Source organism: Allosediminivita pacifica (genome assembly GCF_003054175.1).
GTDB lineage: Bacteria > Pseudomonadota > Alphaproteobacteria > Rhodobacterales > Rhodobacteraceae > Allosediminivita > Allosediminivita pacifica.
The window spans coordinates 63,641-80,682 of sequence record NZ_QBKN01000010.1; the positions used below are offsets into that span (position 1 = coordinate 63,641).

The 17,042-nt window shown below is 71.3% G+C and carries 13 protein-coding genes; 3 read left to right on the plus strand and 10 right to left on the minus strand.

Features of this window, described 5'->3' with window-relative positions; translation table 11 throughout:
* Nucleotides 1–24: 24 nt before the first annotated feature.
* The 9 genes from C8N44_RS09590 to C8N44_RS09630 form a co-directional block, all read right to left on the minus strand.
* Complete coding sequence (locus tag C8N44_RS09590; RefSeq protein WP_158274030.1) at nt 25–960, minus strand: alpha/beta hydrolase; 936 nt, start codon at nt 958–960, stop codon at nt 25–27.
* Nucleotides 961–1,212: 252 nt separating this feature from the next.
* Nucleotides 1,213–2,760: a flotillin family protein gene (locus tag C8N44_RS09595; RefSeq protein ID WP_107975978.1), complete on the minus strand. Its 1,548-nt coding sequence runs from the start codon at nt 2,758–2,760 to the stop codon at nt 1,213–1,215.
* Between the two features lie 135 nt (nt 2,761–2,895).
* The gene (locus tag C8N44_RS09600) at nt 2,896–4,371 is read right to left on the minus strand and encodes an aldehyde dehydrogenase family protein (protein WP_107975979.1); all 1,476 of its coding nucleotides are present in this window, start codon (nt 4,369–4,371) and stop codon (nt 2,896–2,898) included.
* A 3-nt stretch (nt 4,372–4,374) separates the two neighbouring features.
* Complete coding sequence (locus C8N44_RS09605; RefSeq protein WP_107975980.1) at nt 4,375–5,583, minus strand: ABC transporter ATP-binding protein; 1,209 nt, start codon at nt 5,581–5,583, stop codon at nt 4,375–4,377.
* Between the two features lie 215 nt (nt 5,584–5,798).
* Nucleotides 5,799–6,530 carry an ABC transporter ATP-binding protein gene (locus C8N44_RS09610; protein WP_107975981.1) on the minus strand — a complete coding sequence of 244 codons (732 nt, stop codon included), beginning with the start codon at nt 6,528–6,530 and terminating at the stop codon, nt 5,799–5,801.
* 2 nt (nt 6,531–6,532) lie between these two features.
* Nucleotides 6,533–7,471, minus strand: coding sequence for a branched-chain amino acid ABC transporter permease (locus C8N44_RS09615; protein WP_107975982.1), 939 nt, complete (start codon nt 7,469–7,471; stop codon nt 6,533–6,535).
* 199 nt (nt 7,472–7,670) lie between these two features.
* On the minus strand, nt 7,671–8,537 hold the full coding sequence (locus C8N44_RS09620; protein WP_107976039.1) for a branched-chain amino acid ABC transporter permease: 867 nt from the start codon (nt 8,535–8,537) through the stop codon (nt 7,671–7,673).
* Between the two features lie 57 nt (nt 8,538–8,594).
* Nucleotides 8,595–9,794 carry an amino acid ABC transporter substrate-binding protein gene (locus C8N44_RS09625; RefSeq protein WP_107976040.1) on the minus strand — a complete coding sequence of 400 codons (1,200 nt, stop codon included), beginning with the start codon at nt 9,792–9,794 and terminating at the stop codon, nt 8,595–8,597.
* 26 nt (nt 9,795–9,820) lie between these two features.
* Nucleotides 9,821–11,248 (minus strand): aldehyde dehydrogenase family protein, encoded by a 1,428-nt coding sequence (locus C8N44_RS09630; protein ID WP_244641051.1) that lies wholly within the window; start codon nt 11,246–11,248, stop codon nt 9,821–9,823.
* 145 nt (nt 11,249–11,393) lie between these two features.
* Here C8N44_RS09630 and C8N44_RS09635 point away from each other — a divergent pair, with 145 nt between their 5' ends.
* The 3 genes from C8N44_RS09635 to C8N44_RS09645 all read left to right on the plus strand — a co-directional run bounded on the left by C8N44_RS09635 (nt 11,394) and on the right by C8N44_RS09645 (nt 16,093).
* Nucleotides 11,394–12,293 carry a helix-turn-helix domain-containing protein gene (locus tag C8N44_RS09635; RefSeq protein WP_107975983.1) on the plus strand — a complete coding sequence of 300 codons (900 nt, stop codon included), beginning with the start codon at nt 11,394–11,396 and terminating at the stop codon, nt 12,291–12,293.
* A 75-nt stretch (nt 12,294–12,368) separates the two neighbouring features.
* On the plus strand, nt 12,369–13,496 hold the full coding sequence (locus C8N44_RS09640; RefSeq protein WP_107975984.1) for a metallophosphoesterase family protein: 1,128 nt from the start codon (nt 12,369–12,371) through the stop codon (nt 13,494–13,496).
* Complete coding sequence (locus C8N44_RS09645; RefSeq protein WP_107975985.1) at nt 13,493–16,093, plus strand: AAA family ATPase; 2,601 nt, start codon at nt 13,493–13,495, stop codon at nt 16,091–16,093. Before C8N44_RS09640 ends, C8N44_RS09645 begins: the two co-directional genes overlap by 4 nt.
* A gap of 180 nt (nt 16,094–16,273) precedes the next feature.
* On the opposite strand, the gene C8N44_RS09650 is transcribed toward C8N44_RS09645, so the two are convergent.
* Nucleotides 16,274–17,041, minus strand: coding sequence for an SDR family NAD(P)-dependent oxidoreductase (locus C8N44_RS09650; RefSeq protein ID WP_107975986.1), 768 nt, complete (start codon nt 17,039–17,041; stop codon nt 16,274–16,276).
* Nucleotide 17,042 lies beyond the last annotated feature (1 nt).

Consider the following 17,042-nt stretch of genomic DNA (forward strand, 5'->3'; position numbering starts at 1 on the left):
ATAGGGTCAAGTATCAAAGCCGCCTCATCTCCCCATGCTCGAGGCCGCCTCGAACACCGTCCGCAAGGATCTGCCGAAACTCTCGCCATGGCTGAGCCCCGGGAACACCTGCAATTCGCCCGGCACAGCCGCATCGCGCAGCGCGGCATCCAGACGGCCGATCGCGTTCTCGGGCAACGCATCGCGCATGGCGACAAGGTTTTGCGCCTTCGGGTTCTGCGGCCGCGTCGCCCGCGCACGCTCCGCCCCGCCTACGTGCAGGTCCAGCGGCGCCTCTAGTGCGACCTCGCCGATGCGCTCCAATGCCCGCGCATAGAACGCGGCATGATCCCACCAGAGCGAGGGGCTCGCCGAGACGAAATGCCGGAACGGCACCTCTCCGAACAGCGCCGCCTGCAGCACGAAAAGCCCGCCGTAGGAATGCCCCCAGAGCCAGCGGCGGCCGGGGTCGAGCGGCGCCAGCGCCTCCGCCCGCGGCAGGATCTCCTCGCCGAGCCTGCGCAGATAGGCCGCGGCACCGCCCGCGCGCCGGCCACGCGGGTCCTCCAAGGCGCCCTCGTCCCCCGGCGGCGTGTAATCCCGCGCGCGGTCCTCGGTCGCGAACCGACTCTCTACCGCGTGGCCGTGCGCCACGATGGCCGGGCCACCCCGCATGGCAAGATCGGCTAGCAGTTCTTCGTCCAGCATCGCGGCCACCGCATGACCGTCGAGCGCATGGATCGTGCGGAAGCCACCCTCCGGTACCGGCCCCTTCGGCCAGGCCACCCGCACAAGGTGATCCGCGCCGCCCGTGGGTCCCGGCACGGTAAAGCGCGCGGTCTCGTAAAACGCCGATCCTGTCTCGAACACGGTCGGTCCCTCCACCACCTGCTGCGGCCGCGCGCCGGCCATTCCGGCCAGCAGGAGTCCGGCGCCGGCCCCGAGGACCCCGCGCCGCGTCGCACGCGTGTTTCCTTGCATGAAAGCCATCTCCAAGCCTGAACCGCCGGGAAATCCCGGCACTTTCAAAAGCTGGCAAAGATGCTGGCTCGCGGCGTGATAGCGCCGCCGTCGCCCGGGTGCAATTGGCGCCCGGCGAGGTCGGCGGGTGCCCGCACGCCCACTGAACCCAGCGGAAAGTCCTGACAGTGGGTTAATCCGAAGAGGTAAGCCATTGATTTTGCTGACCCGAGAAAATGTCCCGCCCCGGGACATTCCCAGGACGGCCCCAGTCTACCCCTTCTCCTCGCCGATGACGGAGCCGAGGTTCACCCCCACCACATCGCCGATCTTCTTCATCGCGGGCAGGCTCACGGCCATGTCCAGGATCGCATCGACCGTGTGATCCACCGGCGACGCGGCGCCACCCTCGGATCCGGTGCGCCCAAGGCCCGTGACGTGGTTGATGGAGATGCCCTTTATCTTCTCGGCCGGTTTCACCATTTCGCCGATGATCGAGGGCAGCGCGGCAAGCCGGGCCTTTTCCAGCTCTAGCGCCGCAAGCTCCGCCGTCCGGCCGTTCTCGGCGGTGATGCGCGCGGCCTCTCCATCCGCCTCGGCCTGCCGGGTCAGGCGCAGGGTCTCGGCCTCGCCGCGCCTGATCTCGGAGCGGGTCTGGGCGGACAGCTTCTCGCTTTCGACGGTGATGCGGATGCGCGCGGCCTCGGCCTCGGCGTCCTGCTGGGCGGCCATGAGGGCGAGCTGCCGGCGGCGGTCGGCCTCGGCCAGTTGGCGCAGGGTGGCGAGGTCTTCCTCGGCCTGCACCACGGCGCCCTTCGCCTCGGTCGCCTCGGCCCGCGCGCGGCTTTCCTCCATGCTCTTCGCGGCGGTCTTGATGGTCTTGTCCTGCTCGGCGATCTCGAGCGCCCAGGCTTGCGCGATCTCGGCCTCGCGGATGGCCTGTTCGCGGCCCAGAGAAGCCGCCTGGATGGCGCGCTCCATGGCGATGCGCGCTTCGGCGGCCTCACGCTCGGCCTCGGCCTTGCTGCGCGCGACCTCGGTCAGCTGGCGCGCCATGAGGGTCTCGATCTCCTGCGTCTGGGCGATCTCGGCGCGGCGCTGTTCCAGCTCGATCTCGAGCTTGCGGCGGTTCGCCTCGACCTCGGCCCGGCGTACGCTGACCTGGCTTTCGCCCTCGATCTCGGCGCGCTCCTTCTTGGACTTGGCGATGACCTCGGCCAGCTTGCGCATCCCCACGGCGTTGAAGGCGTTGTTCTCGTCGAGCGAGGCGAAGGGCGTCTGGTCGAGCGCGGTGAGCGAGACGGAATCTAGCTGCAGCCCGTAGCGCCCGAGCGTGTCCGACAGCGCCTCGCGCACCTCGCGGACGAACTCGGTCCGGTTCTCGTGCAGCTCGTCCATGCTCATCTGTGCGGCGACGGCGCGCAGGGCGTCGACCATCATGCCGTCGATCAGCGATTTCAGCTGGTCGGGCTGGAAGGTGCGGCGGCCCAGCGTCTGGGCGGCGCGCACGATGGCACCGTCCTCGGGCACGACCGAGGCGTAGAATTCCGCGCCCACGTCGATGCGCATGCGGTCGCGCGTGATGAGCGAGCTGTCACCGGCGCGCACCACCTCCATGCGGATGGTCTGCATGTTCACGCGGCTGACCTCGTGAAAGTAGGGGATGGCGAGGATGCCGCCGTCCACCACCACGCGCCGCCCGCCCACGCCGGTGCGCACGAGGCTCACCTCGTTGGTGGCACGCTCGTAGAACCAGGCCGCCAGCGCGATGGCGATGGCCGCCAGCGCAAGGACCAGGATGATCCATCCAAGGGCACTCATGTCTCTCTCCTCCCTCGGGCCGCGCCGCAGCGGTCCCCGTGTCGTTTGGCAGGTGCCGGGGCGATCCCCCCGCCCCGGCACCGCAGCCCACGGCGACCGCCCCAACGGCCGCATCGGGCCTCTCGACTTGTGTCGTCAGAACACCGGCGGGAAATGCCGGCCGCCGCGATCGAGCGTGATCCAGCGCAGTTCGGTGAAGGCGTCGAGCGACCAGCGCCCGCCGTAGCGCCCCACGCCCGAGGCCTTGACGCCGCCGAAGGGCACGTGGGGTTCGTCGTTCACGTTCTGGCAGTTCACGTGGCAGATGCCGGTCTCGAGCCGCGCGGCAAGCTGCATGGCGCGGGATTCGTCGCGGGTCCAGACGGCGGCGGTCAGCCCGTATTCGGTGTCGTTGTTGAGCGCCGCTGCCTCGGCGTCGTCGCGGAAGGGCGCGATGATGACCACGGGGCCGAAGGTTTCGTCGTTCCAGATGTCCATGGAGGCATCGACGTTGGTGAGCACCGTGGGTTCGACGTAGTTGTCCCAGGCATTGCCGCCCAGCTCCACGGTGGCCCCCTTGGCCACGGCGTCGTCGATCAGCGCCTTCACGCGGACCGCCTGCCGGGTGTTCACCAGCGGGCCGATGACGTTGTCCTTGTCGCGGGTGTGCCCGGTCTTGAGCTTGCGGGCGCGGTCGAGGAACTTCGACAGGAAGGCGTCGTAGATCTTCTCGTGCAGCAGGATCTTCTCGGTACTCATGCAGATCTGGCCCTGGTGCATGAAGCTGCCGAAGTTGGCCGCGCGGGCGGCGGCGTCGAGGTCGGCATCTTCCAGCACGATGAGGCTGTCCTTGCCACCCAGTTCCACGCAGGCCTTCTTCAGGTGCGCGCCCGCCTTGGCGGCGATGTGGCGGCCCACGGCGGTGGAGCCGGTGAAGCTGATCGCCTTGACGTCGGGGTGTTCGATCAGCGCGTCGCCCACAGCGCCGACGCTTTCGCGTGAACAGGTGACAACGTTGAAGACGCCCTTCGGGATGCCCGCCTCCTCGAGGATCTCGCCGAAGTAGAGGCCACCGGCGTAGGGCGTGTCCTCGGAGGGTTTCAGGACCACGGTGTTGCCGGCGGCCAGCGCCACGGCAAAGCCCCGGGCGGTGAGGATGCCGGGCATGTTCCAAGGCGAGATCACCGAGACCACGCCGAGCGGCCAGCGGGTGGCGGTCATGAACTTGCCGTGCTCGCTCGGGAGCACCTCGCCCACGTTGTGGTAGCAGAGCGCGGCGGCGCTGCGGAAGATCTCGGAGACATAGCCCGCCTCGAACTTGCCCTTGCCGAACCAGCCGCCGCCCTCGCCCATGGCGACGCCGACGAAATCCTCCTGCCGGCGGTCCCAGACCTCGGCGATGCGGTGCAGGGCGCGGGCGCGTTCGTGGAAGGGCAGCGCCGACCACGCCGGGAAGGCGGCCTTGGCGGCGGCCACGGCGCGGTTCACGTCCTCGGGCGTGCCGTCGGGGATGCGCGCCCAGACGGAGTTGTCCGAGGGGTTGAGGTCCTCGAAGGTGCGGGCGGCCGGGGTCCAGGCCCCGTCGATATACATGCCCCGGATGGTGGGCGCGGTCTGCTGGGTGTCGAGCATGGCTCAGGTCTCCTCTTTGCGGGGCCGGGCCGGGCGCCAGTCGCGGGCGCGTGCCGCGGCGTCCTCGATCTCGGCCAGGATGGATTGCAGGCGGTCGTCCGACCCGGAGGTGAGGTCGGGAAAGGTCGGTGTGCTGCGCGGCGTCGCCTCGGGCCGGCGGGCCGGTCGGACGGTGCCGCCGCGCTGGCGGCTGAGGTCCGCGGCGCGGGCGACCATGTCGGTGACGGGCGCACCCAGCACGCGGTCGGCCTCGCTGCGGGCCGCGGGGGCCGGGCGTGGCGCAGGTTGCGGGCGCGGTGGCGGGGCCGCCGCCGGGGCGGCGGGCTGCGGCTTGGGCGCAGGCGCAGCGGTGGGCGCGGGTCTGGGCCGCGCCGAAGGCAGCCCTGCCAGCGCCTGCGCGGCGATGTCGGAGGGCGCGGGCCCCTTCGCCGGGCGCGGTCGCGCGGCGGGTGCCGGGGTCTTGGGCGCCGTGGTTTTGCCCGCCACCGCCCCGGTCGCCGTGCCACCGCCGCCGAGGTAGGCCGCCTGCACCGCCGGGTCGCTGCGCAGGTCGGCGGCTCGGCCCTCGTGCACGATGCGGGTGTTTTCCAGCAGGTAGCCGCGATCCGCGATGGCGAGGCTCTGCTTGGCGTTCTGCTCCACCAGCAGGATGCCGATGCCGGTCTCGCGCACCAGTGAGAGGTTCTGGAACAGCTCCTTGCAGAGCAGCGGCGAGAGGCCGAGCGAAGGTTCATCCAGCGTCAGCAGCGCCGGGTTCGACATCATTGCGCGCCCGATCGCCACCATCTGCTGTTCGCCGCCCGACATGGTGCGCACCACCTGTCCGCGCCGTTCGCCGAGCTTGGGGAACAGCGTCATGACCCGTTCGAGGTTGGCGCCTTCCTCCTCGCGCGCCCGGTCGGAATAGGCCCCGAGCGTGAGGTTCTCCTGCACGGTGAGGTCGGGAAAGACGCCGCGCCCCTCGGGCACCAGCGCCACGCCTTCCTCGACGATGCGGTGTGGCGGCAGGCCGACGAGTTCGGTGCCGTTGAGCGTGACGGAGCCCTGCACCCTGCCCTCGCAGATGCCGGACACCGCCTTGAGCAGCGTTGACTTGCCCGCGCCGTCGGCGCCGAGGATCACGACGATCTCGCCTCGGTTCACCCGAAGCACCGCCTCGTTCAGCGCCGGATGCTTGCCGTAGGCGACGGAGAGGCCGGTGACGTCAAGCATGGCGGGGGTCCTTCCTGTCGGCGCCCCACAGAGCCGGGGTGCGCCCGACCTTGAGGGCGCCTCGCTGCCCGAGCTTTGACGCGAGCACTTCAAAGCCCCTATGTTGGGTGTTCTGCGCGCGACATCGCCAACGCGCCCTCTGTGGGGAGGTCGGGCGCGGCCCGGCGTGCCGCCGGGCACAACAGACTTCGGTCCGGGCGCGAAAGGCCAAACGCTCAATCATCGTCATCCCCCAGGTAGGCGCGGATCACTTCCGGGTCAGCCAGCACGTCGGCGACCGCGCCTTCGGCGATCTTGGTCCCGCTCGCCATGACCACGCAGCGGTCGCAGAGCGAGCGGATGGCATCCATCACGTGCTCGACAAGGATCACGGTGCGGCCCTCGTCCCGCAGGCGGCGGATCAGCGCGATACCTTCCTCGAGCTCGGTCGGGTTCAGCCCCGCCAGCCATTCGTCCAGCAGCAGCACCTTGGGATCACCCGCGAGCGCCCGCGCCAGTTCGACCCGCTTGGTGTCGATGTAGGTGAGCTGCCCCACCTTCAGGTGCCCGCGTCCGGCAAGGCCCACCTGTTCCATCAGCGCTTGCGCCTGCGCGTTGGCCTCGGTGCCCCAGCGGCGGCGGTGGCCGAAAACGGCGCCCGCCTTGACGTTCTCCAGCACCGTCATCGAGGGCAGCAGGCGTACCAGCTGGAAGGTCCGCGCCACGCCCTTGCGGGCGATGTCCTGCGCGGCAAGATGCGTGATCGGCGCGCCGCGCAGCGAGATCGTGCCCTCACTCGGCATCAGCGCCCCCGAGATCAGGTTGAGCGTCGTGGACTTGCCCGAGCCGTTCGGCCCGATGAGGCCCAGCACCTCGTGCTCGGTCACGTCGAAATCCATGCCGTTCACGGCCACCAGCCCGCCGAAGCGCTTGGTGACGCCGCGCAGGGACAGGACGGGCGAGACCATCCTCATGCGTAGCCCTCCGCCCGGTTCACCCGCGCCCGCGCGTCCTCGATCAGGCCGACGAAGCCGCGTGGCAGCACGTAGACGATGACGAGGAAGGCCACGCCCAGAAGCAGCGTCGTCTGGTTCGGCACGCTGGCCGAGATGCCCTCCCACAGGAAGGTGAAGGGGATGACGCCGACGACCGGCCCCCAGAGCCGCCCGGTGCCGCCCAGAAGCGCCATGATGACCACCTGGAAGGAGAGCATTGGCGTGAAGGCGAGGATCGGCTCGATGTAGACATAGCGGGGGGCGAGCACGGCGCCGGTGATCGCGGCAAAGGCGCCGGGCACCATGAAAAGCAGCACCTTGGCGCGCGCTGTATGAATGCCGGAATGGCGGGCCACCTCCTCGTCGTCGCCGATGATGCGCAGGGCAAAGCCCAGCCGCGAGCGCCCGATGAGCCAGCCCAGCAGCCAGACGAGGCCCGCGAGGCCCAGCAGCTGCCAGTAGATGTGCGCCTCGGTGATGGAGGTCAGGACGTAGATGCCCTTGGTGCCCGACACCGTCTGCCCCCAGGTGATGATCTGGCGGATGAACTCGGCCAGCCCGAGCGTGAAGATGACGAAGTAGACGCCCGAGAGGCGCAGCGTGGCGAGACCCACGAGCGCGGCCAGCGCGGCACCGATGAGGCCCGCGAGCGGCGGCAGCACCCAGTAGGGCAGATGCTCGATCCCGAGGCCGGTGGTATAGGTGCCCACGCCGAAGAAGGCTGCCGTGGCGAGCGAGATGTAATGCGTGGGCCCCGAGAAGAGCGCCCATGACGTGGCGAGCACCGTGTACAAGGCGATGGTGACGCCGATGGTGAGCCAGTAGGCCGTGGTGAGCAGGGGCAGGCAGGCGGCGACGCCCAGCAGCACGGCGGTAAGGGCAAGGCCCTGCCAGTTCTTGGCGGTCAGGCGCATGGGGTGCCTCCCTTGCAGGGTGAGACGGAGCCGGGCAGCGCCCGACCTGGCGGGCGCGTGTCCTTCCCGTGTTCGGAGCGGGCCGCAAGATTTCCGCACGTCGGATGATCCCCGCACGACACCGCCAAAGCGCCCTCCTGCCGGAGGTCGGGCGCTGCCCGGCGTGCCGCCGGGCGGGACCTCATTCCAGTGGCGCGGATCATGCCGTCTTCCTTCCGAACAGCCCCTGCGGGCGGAAGAGCAGGATGGTGACGAAAAGCAGGTAGGCGGCGGCGAGCGTCAGGCCGGGGTCGATGACGCTGGCCACGAAGGTCTCGAGCAGCCCCAGCATGAGGGCCGCGACCACCGTGCCGCGCACGTCGCCGACGCCGCCCATGATGACGATCACCAGCGCCTTGAGCGTGAAGAGCACCCCGGTCGAGGCGTCGAGCGTCAGGAAGGTCGAGATCAGCGCGCCGCCGGTGGCCGTAACCGCTCCGCCAAGGGCGAAGGCGAGCGCCGCGAGCCGCCCCACGTCGATGCCCACGAGCCGTGCGCTGTCGGGCGCCACCGCGATGGCGCGGATCGACATGCCCGGGCGCGAGCGGTTGAGCCAGAGGTAGAGCGCGCCGCAGATGGCCACGGCCGCCACGAAAGCCGCCAGCCGGTTGGCCCCGTAGGTGCCGCCCAGCAGGGCCACGGGAAAGCTCAGGTAGGAATAGCTGAAGTAGTCGCCACCGAAGACGGCCAGCATGATCCCCACCGCCACGAAGCTGAGACCGAAGGTGGTCAGGATCGCGTCCACCTCGAGCTGGCCGCGCGATTTCGCGCGTTTCACCAGCGGGCCCAGGAAGACCATGTAGATCGCCCAGTTCAGCGCGAAGGCCAGCGGCGCCACCAGCACGACGGTCAGGAAGGGGCTCACCTGCCCTGCACCGTAGAGCCAGAAGGCAGCAAAGGCGCCGGCCACCAGCATCTCGCCGTTGGCGAGGTTCATGATCCGCGCCATGCCGTATTGCAGGTTCAGCCCCATCGCGATCAGCGCGTAGGTGCCGCCCAGCAGCAGGCCCGTGACGATCACATCCATCTTGCTCTCCAGCCCGGAAGGGCCCGGCACGAGCATCCCCGCGCCGGGTCGGTGTCCTCAGTTCCAGTCGGGGCCTGCCAGGACCGGCACGGCGCCCTCGCGCCCGGTGGAGGCGACGCCCTTGAAGACGCCGTCCTGCCACTGGCCGACGGTCCAGAAGGCGGTGTTGTTGTTGTTCTCGTTGAAATCGAGAACCCCGATCACCGTGTCGAAGGCATGGCCCTTGATGAACTCGATGATCGCCGGGTTATCGAGACTGCCGACCTCGCGGATGGCTTCCTCGAGCACCTGGAACGAGCTGTAGACCATGGCGCTGGCCCAGTAGTCGGGCTTGGCGCCGGTGACCTCTTCGTGCCGCGCGGCGTATTCCTGGAAGGCCTCGCCGTCGGCGTGCACGCCGCCGATGCCCAGCACGCCCTCGGCGTCGTCACCGAAGCGGGCCTGGTAGGCCGGGAAGGCCGTGCCCACGGCGGTGAAGAAGGCCCCCACCTCGAGCCCCTCGACGATGGCCTGTTCGGTCAGCGCAAAGGTGTCGGGCGGGTAGGACCAGGCGATGAAGGCATCGGGTCCGGCGGCCTTGGCCCCCTTCATCACTGGCGAAAGGTCCTGCGTCCCCAGCGGATAGGAGGTCTCGTAGACGATGTCGTAGCCCGCCGCCTCGAAGGCCGGGCCCGCCTGGTTCATGAGCTCGATGCCGAAGGCGTCGGCCACGTTCACCATGGCAAGCTTGTTGCCGATCACGCCCTCGTCGCGCAGCGCGTCCATGGCGACCACGGTGCTTTCGACGATGGCCTGCGCGCCGCCCAGCGTGAAGAACACGTTGGGAAACTGCTGCGACAGCTGGTCGGCCTGATCGGTGGTGGCGGTCGCGGTCACCATGGGCAGGCCGAAGCGGTTGTAGATCGGCGCGGCGGCAAGGTTGAGACCCGTGGAATAGGGCGGCAGCACGATGTCGGCCTCGTCCTGGCTCACCAGCCGCTGCACGGCCTTGATGGTCTCGCCCGGGTTGGTCTGGTCGTCGTACTCGATGACCTCGACCATGTACTGCGCGTCGCCGACCTGAAGCCCGCCGCGGGCGTTCACGTCATGCGCCCAGAGCTGCACGTTGGGCCAGTAGGTCACCGCCGCGCCGCCGGCGAGCGGCCCGGTCTTGGGCGCCACCGCGCCAATGGTCAGCGTCTCCTGCGCCAAGGCCGGCACGGCCACGCCGGCAGCAAGGGCCGCGGCGGCGAGCGCCCCGAAAGTCCTGCGTTTCATCATGGGTTTCCTCCTCCCTGTTGATGTCATGGCCGGGGGCTCCCCTCCCCCAGCCGCTCTGCCTGCGGCACGTCGCGTTCCGTCAGCCATTGCAGTTCCGTGAATTCCTCGATGGCGGCATGTCCGCCGAAGCGGCCGTAGCCGCTGTCCTTGAGCCCGCCGAAGGGCATGTTGGGATCGTCGTAGACGGTCGATCCGTTGACATGCACCACGCCCGCCTCGAGCCGCTGGGCCACGGCGCGCGCCTGCGCCATGTCGCCGCCGATGACCGAGACCGAAAGCGCGAAGGCGCTGTCGTTGGCCACGCTCACCGCCTCGTCGACATCGGCCACGCGCACGATCCCCGCGATGGGGCCGAAGACCTCTTCCTCGTAGAGCCGCATTCCGAAGGCCACGTGATCGAGCAGCGTCGGCTGGACGAGATCGGCCAGCGCCTCGCCCCCGGTGACAAGCTCCGCCCCCTTGGAGACGGCGTCGGCGATCAGCCCGCGCAGGCGCGTCGCCGCCTCGCGCCCGATGAGCCGACCGAGCGGCGCGCCGCCCTGCCCCGCGCGCAGGCGCTCGGCCTCGGCGCGGAAGGCGGCGACGAAGGCCTCGGCCACCGCGTCGACCACGATCACGCGGTCGGTGGACATGCAGATCTGTCCCTGGTTGAGGAAGGTGGCATGGGCCGCGACGCGCGCCGCGGCGGGAATATCGGCATCGCCCAGCACCAGCATCGCGCCCTTGCCCGAAAGCTCCAGCAGGTTGCGCTTGAGATGCCGCGCGCAGCTGAGCGCCAGCTGCCGCCCCACGCGGGTCGATCCGGTGAAGTTCACGCGCCGCACCGCCGGGTGCGCGATCAGCGCCTCGGCCACGTCATGGCCCTGGTCGGGGGCGTTCGACACGAAACCCAGCACGCCTTCGGGCAGCCCGCCTTCGCGCAGCGCCTGCGCCACCAGCGCGTGGGTCGCGGGGCAAAGCTCGGACCCCTTGAGCACCACGGTGTTGCCAAGCGCCAGCGGCGCCGCCACCGCGCGCACCGCCAGCGTCACCGGCGCATTCCACGGCGCGATGCCCAGCACCACGCCCGCCGGACGCCGCCGCAGGTGATAGCGCATCCCCTCGGGCGCGCCGCAGGCAGGGCCGTCGCAGCCCGTGTCGACGAGCGTGCTGGCCTGCATCAGCATCCGCTGGGCCAGCGTCAGGTTGAAGGCAACCCAGTCGGGCGTGACGCCAAGCTCGCGCCCGGCCAGGTCGGCAAGCTCGGCCCCGTGGTGGTGCAGCCGGTCGGCGGCGCGCACCAGCATGGCGATGCGCTGCGCGCCGGGCAGTGCCGCCCATGCCGGAAAGGCCAAGGCGGCGGCGTCGGCGGCCTGCTCGGCCTCCGCCACGCCCATCGGCGCGGACGACACCTCCCTGTCCGGGGACAGCGCGCGCTGCGCGCCCTCCCCGGCGTTCCCGGCATGTTTCACGGCGTCCTCCCAAACGTCGCGGCCCCCGTGGCGCGGGGCTCCTCCTGCCCCTGTCGCGCCTGCGGCCGGTCTTCATAGGACCCCTTGACGGCGGGCCGGTAAATATCGAATTGTCGGAAATTCTTTGCAGTGTGAGGGAAAAAGCGTGCCTGCATCGCATCTTCTGGGCGCCGATGCGGCGCCGGGGCTTCGGGCCGAGAGGCTGCGACCGGCGCTGCAGACGCGGGTGCTGGGGCGCGCGGGCACCGGCGCGGGGGCGCAGATCCGGGCGCTGCACCTGACCCGCGGCGCGGCGCAGCTGCGCGGCCCGGACGAACGCACGCTCACCGCGCCGGTCTTCGCCTGGATGCCCTGGGACGAGGCACTGCGGCTCGACCTCGGCGCCTCGGCGCAGGGGGTGCACCTGCTGGTCGATCCCGGCGCGCTCGAACGCGCCCTGCACCACCGCCCCGAGGCCGCCACCCTGCGCTTCATCGCCGGGCGCACCACGGTGCTCCAGCTCGGCGCCGACGCGGCGGCGGGGACCGCCGTGCAGGGCTGTCTCGACGGGATGCTGTCGGAGACGCAGGGCGCGGCGGCGCTGGCGCCCGCGGTGATCGACTCGCTCCTGCACGTGCTGCTGGTGCTGCTCTACCGCGGCCAGCCGCAGGCGGTGCAGGCCGAGGCGCGGGGCACCACGGCGCTGGGCACGCGCTTTGCCGCGCTGGTCGAGGCGCATTTCCGCGACCACTGGACGGCGCAGCGCTACGCCCGCGTGCTGGGCATCTCGCGCGACCGGCTGAACGACATCTGCCAGCGCGATTTCGGCCGCCCGCCGGGGGCGCTGATCCGCGAGCGGCTGCACCTCGAGGCGCGGCTCTACCTCGAGAACTCGGCCCTTTCCATCGACCAGATCGGCGCGCTGCTGGGCTTTTCGGCCACGCCGCAGTTCGCGCGGTTCTTCCGCGCCAACGAGGGCCAGCCGCCGGGACGGTTCCGCGCCGCGCTGCGCCGGGGCGACGGGGCCGAGATCGGCGGACACGCCGCGCCCTATGCCTGGCCCTGACACCTCCGGTTGCGTCGCGCTTTCCTCGCGCCACCAGATATGGCAGGACTGACAGGCCAGACGACCGGAGCCCCCATGCCGCCCTTCCGCTTCATCCATGCCTCGGACCTGCACCTGGGCCGACGCTTCGCCAACATCCCGCAGCCGCCCGACGGCAACATCCGCGGCCGGCTGATGGAGGCGCGGCACGCCGCCATCGGGCGGCTGGCGCAGGCGGCGCGGGATCACGGCGCGCACCACGTGCTGATCGCGGGCGACACCTTCGACACGGCCACGCCCTCGCCCCACGTGCTGCGGCAGGCGCTGACGGCCATGGGCGAGGATGCGGGCGTGCAGTGGTGGCTGCTGCCGGGCAACCACGACAACCTGCGCGACGCCGAGGAGCTCTGGGCGACCCTCGCGCGCGACGCGCCCGCCAACGTGCACGCGCTGGCGACGCCAGAGGTCCGGCAGATGGCCGAGGGCGTCAGCCTGCTGCCCTGCCCCGTCACGCACCGCGCCACCGGGCGCGACCTGACCGCCGAGATGCCCGGCACCGCGACGCCCGAGGGCGATATCCGCCTCGGCCTCGCCCACGGCGGCGTGGTGGATTTCACCGAGGACGGCGCGGCCATCCCGCCCGACCGCGACCGCAGCGCGCGGCTCGACTACCTCGCGCTGGGCGACTGGCACGGTCGGCTGACCGTCTCGGACCGGGTGCACTACCCCGGCAGCCCCGAGCAGGACCGTTTCAAGCACGACCGGCGCGGCGGCTGCCTTGCAGTGACGCTTGGCGCAGGCGCGCCCGAGGTCGCCGAGGTCGAGACCGGCAGCTTCCTCTGGCGCGAGGCGGAGCTTCCGCTGCTTGCCGAACAGGACGCCGACAAGGCGCTGCGCGACGCGCTGCCCGCGACGGGGCGGCGCGATATCCTCCTGCGGCTGCGCGCCACCGGCTGGGCGCGCCTGCCCGAACAGGTGGCGCTCACCCGCGCGGCCGAGGATGCCGCCCCCGACTTTGCCCATTTCGAGTTGCGCAGCGGCGCGCTCGGCACGCTTTATGAAACCGCCGACCTCGACGAGATCGACCGCGGCGGCGCGCTGCGGCTGGCCGCGAATGCCCTGCGGGACGAGAGCGAGGACGAGACCCGCGCCGAAACCGACCGCACCATCGCCCGCGCGGCGCTCGCCCGCCTCTATGCCTACGTGAAGGAGGACAGCGCATGAAGCTGCGCGCCGTCACCCTCGAAAACGTCCGCCGGTTCACCACGCCCGCCCGCATCGACGGGATCGGCGACGGGCTGAACGTGCTCTGCGAGCCGAACGAACACGGCAAGTCCACGCTCTTCGACGCGATCCAGGCACTGTTCTTCAAGGCCCACGGATCGCGCGACCGCGAGGTGAAGGAGCTTCAGCCCCACGCGGGCGGCGCCCCGCAGGTGAGCGTCGAGGTCGAGACCGAACAGGGCCTGCACCGGATCACCAAGCGCTGGCTGTCCAAGCCGCTGGCCGAGGTCACCCGCGACGGGCGGCTCATCGCGCAGGCCGACGAGGCCGAGGACTGGATCGCCGGTCTGCTCAGCGGCGGGCAGTCCGGGCCCGCGGGCCTTGTCTGGGTGCGGCAGGGCATGACGCATCTGACGGCAGGCGCGAAGAAGGACCAGGAACAGGCGCTCGAGGCGCGGCGCGACCTCATGTCCTCGGTCACCGGCGAGGTCGAGGCCATGACCGGCGGGCGGCGCATGGACATGGCCCTGACCCGCTGCACCGAGGAACTGGCCACCTATGCCACCGCCACCGGGCGGCCCCGCGCGGGCGGCCCGTGGAAAGCGGCGCAGGAGCGGGTCGAAGAGCTGACCGCCGCGCGCGACCAGCTCTCCGAAACCGCCCGCGCCCTGCACGACGCGCTGCGCTCCCGGAACCGCAGCCGCCGCGAACTCTCTGAACTCGAAGAGCCCTCCGAGGTGCAGGCCCGGCAGGACAGGCTCGCCGAGGCGCAACAGGCCTTCGATGCCGCGCAGGGCCATGCCCGCAAGGTCGAGGAGCAGGAGCGCGCCGTCGCCGCGGCCCGGCTGGCCCGCGACCACGCCGTGTCGCGCCGCGACGCGCTGCAAGGCGCGTTGGCTGAACAGCAGGCCGCGCAGAAGGCCGTCACCGAGGCCGACGCCGCTGCAGCCGCAGCATCCGACGCGACCGAGGGTGCTGAGGAAAAGCGCAAACAAGCAACCGAGGATCTGGAAAGGGCAAAGGCCGCGCGCCAGTCCGCTGCCGAGGTGCTCCAGCGCGCGCGCCACGCACAGGCGGCCCGCGACGGAGCCGCCCGGCGCAAGGAACTTCTGTCCCGCATCGAACAGGCCGAGGCCGCGCGCAAAAATCTCGAGACTGCCCGCGCCGCCGCCCGTCACGGACCCGACGCGCAGACCCTGCGCAGGCTCGAAGACCTCGCCCAGGCGCTCGCAACCGCCCGCGCCACCCGCGACGCCGCGGCAGCGCAGCTTGTCATGCGCTACGAGGATGGCGCGGCGCAGGTGACGCTCGACGGCGCGCCCCTGCCCGACGGCACCTCCGTGGCGGCACCGCATGGCGGACGCCTCGCCCTGCCCGGTCTCGGCACGCTCGACCTGCGCCCCGGCCCCGGCGGCGCGGGCGAGGCCGAGGTGGAACAGGCGCAGAGGGCGCTGGCCGCCGCGCTCGAAAAGCTGGGGCTGCCCGATCTCGCCGCCGCCCGGACCGCCGCCGAGGCCCGGCAGGCGGCCGAGGCCGAGGCGCGCGAGGCCGCCAGTCTGCTCGACGCCCACGCCCCCGACGGCATCGACCCGCTGCGCGAGGCGCTGGCACAGATCCCGCAGCCGCAGGAGGAAACCGACGACCTGCCGCCACTGCCCGAGGCCGAGGCGGCGCTTTCAACGGCCGACGCGACGCTGGCGGAGGCCCAGTCCGCTCAGGCCACCGCCAGCGACGGGCTTTCGGAGGCGCGCAGCCGGTCGGCCAGCACGCAGGCCGCCTTGCAGGCTGCGCAGGACCGGCTGGCCCGTGCCAAACAGGCCCTAGAAAAGCTGGGTGACACCACTGCCGAGGCGCTCGCCACCGAGGTGGCGCAGGCCGAGACCGCTCTGACGCAAGCCTCCGGGACGCTGGCGACGCTCAGGGAACAGGCCCCCGACCTCGCCAGCGCCGAGGCCCACCTGAAGCGGGCAAAGTCCGCCGAGGAAAACGCCCGCAGTGCCATCGCCCGCCTGCGCCCCGAGATCGCGGCGCTGGATGAGCGCATCCGGCAGGGCGCGGGCGAGGCCGTCGAGGAGCGGCTGGCCGAGACCGAGCAGGAACTCACCGCCGCGCAGGCCGACCTCGACCGGATCGAACACGAGGTGGCGCTTCTGAACCGCCTGAAGGAAGCGCTGGAAAGCGCCCGCGCGTCGGCGCGCGAAAGCTACTTCGCGCCCATCGCGGCGGAGCTGAAGCCGCTCTTGCAATTGCTCTGGCCCGAGGCCGAACTTACCTGGGAGGACGCCGCGCTGCTGCCCGAAGCGCTGGTCCGCGACGGTCAGGAGGAACCCATCCGCATCCTATCGGGCGGCACGCAGGAACAGGTGGCCCTGCTGACGCGCCTCGCCTTTGCCCGGATGCTGGCCCGCGACGGGCGCCACGCGCCGGTGATCCTCGACGACGCGCTGGTCTTCACCGACGACGACCGGATCGAGCGGATGTTCGACGCGCTGCACCGGCAGGCGGGCGACCTGCAGATCCTCGTGCTGACCTGCCGCCAGCGCGCCTTCCGCGATCTCGGCGGCCGCGCCCTGCGGCTGGAGAGCGTGGAAGGCTAGAGGCGGTGTCGGGCAAGCGGCGGCCCGTGGGATGGCGCCTCGACCTCGGAGGTCGCCGCTTTATTCCGGCCAGATCCGACCGCCCTTCGAGCGGGACGCTTCCTTGCCAAAGCGCCAGCCCGCGGGAACGGGCCGGCGCTTGCCCGGCGGCGCTGCACGCCTTGTTCCGGGCAAGGGGGTCTACCGCGGTGCCATCCGGATCGCCCCGTCGAGGCGGATGACCTCGCCGTTGAGCATCGGGTTCTCGACGATGTGGCGCACGAGCGCCGCGAATTCCGCCGGATCCCCCAGCCGCTGCGGGAACGGGACCTGCTTGCCGAGGCTGTCCTGCGCCTCCTGCGACAGCCCCTCCATGAGCGGCGTCAGGAACAGCCCCGGCGCCACTGTGCAGACCCGGATGCCGTGCTGGGCCAGGTCGCGCGCCATGGGCACTGTCATCCCAACGACGCCCCCCTTGGAGGCTGAGTAGGCCACCTGCCCCACCTGCCCCTCGAAGGCCGCGACCGATGCGGTGTTCACGATCACCCCCTTATTGCCGTCCGCGTCCAGCGGCTCCTGCGCGGCCATGATAGCGGCGGCGCGGCTGGCGATGTGGAAGGTGCCCATGAGGTTCACACGCAAGGTCTTCTCAAAGAGCGCCGCGTCATGCGGCGCCCCGCGCGACACGGTCTTGGCCGCGGGCCCGATCCCCGCACAGCTCACCGCCACATGCAGCCCGCCGTCGCGCTCGGCCACGCGCGCGAGCGCCGCGCCCACGGCCTCGGCATCGCTCACGTCGACCTCCTCGAAATGCCCGCCGAGCTCGGCGGCAAGCGCCTCGCCCTTCTCGGCGCTCAGGTCGAAGAGGGTGACGGTGGCTCCGGCCTCGGCCAGCGCCCGCGCCGTGGCGGCACCAAGCCCCGAGGCCCCGCCGCTCACCGCGGCCACGATCCCCTTGCGAATGTCCATG

Bases quoted from the DNA above. Each gene is read 5' to 3' on its own strand.
- C8N44_RS09595 (WP_107975978.1), bottom strand. From the start codon at position 2,760: ATGAGTGCCCTTGGATGGATCATCCTGGTCCTTGCGCTGGCGGCCATC.
- C8N44_RS09625 (WP_107976040.1), bottom strand. From the start codon at position 9,794: ATGAAACGCAGGACTTTCGGGGCGCTCGCCGCCGCGGCCCTTGCTGCC.
- C8N44_RS09605 (WP_107975980.1), bottom strand. From the start codon at position 5,583: ATGCTTGACGTCACCGGCCTCTCCGTCGCCTACGGCAAGCATCCGGCG.
- C8N44_RS09640 (WP_107975984.1), top strand. From the start codon at position 12,369: ATGCCGCCCTTCCGCTTCATCCATGCCTCGGACCTGCACCTGGGCCGA.
- C8N44_RS09610 (WP_107975981.1), bottom strand. From the start codon at position 6,530: ATGGTCTCGCCCGTCCTGTCCCTGCGCGGCGTCACCAAGCGCTTCGGC.
- C8N44_RS09650 (WP_107975986.1), bottom strand. From the start codon at position 17,041: ATGGACATTCGCAAGGGGATCGTGGCCGCGGTGAGCGGCGGGGCCTCG.
- C8N44_RS09645 (WP_107975985.1), top strand. From the start codon at position 13,493: ATGAAGCTGCGCGCCGTCACCCTCGAAAACGTCCGCCGGTTCACCACG.
- C8N44_RS09600 (WP_107975979.1), bottom strand. From the start codon at position 4,371: ATGCTCGACACCCAGCAGACCGCGCCCACCATCCGGGGCATGTATATC.
- C8N44_RS09615 (WP_107975982.1), bottom strand. From the start codon at position 7,471: ATGCGCCTGACCGCCAAGAACTGGCAGGGCCTTGCCCTTACCGCCGTG.
- C8N44_RS09620 (WP_107976039.1), bottom strand. From the start codon at position 8,537: ATGGATGTGATCGTCACGGGCCTGCTGCTGGGCGGCACCTACGCGCTG.
- C8N44_RS09590 (WP_158274030.1), bottom strand. From the start codon at position 960: ATGCAAGGAAACACGCGTGCGACGCGGCGCGGGGTCCTCGGGGCCGGC.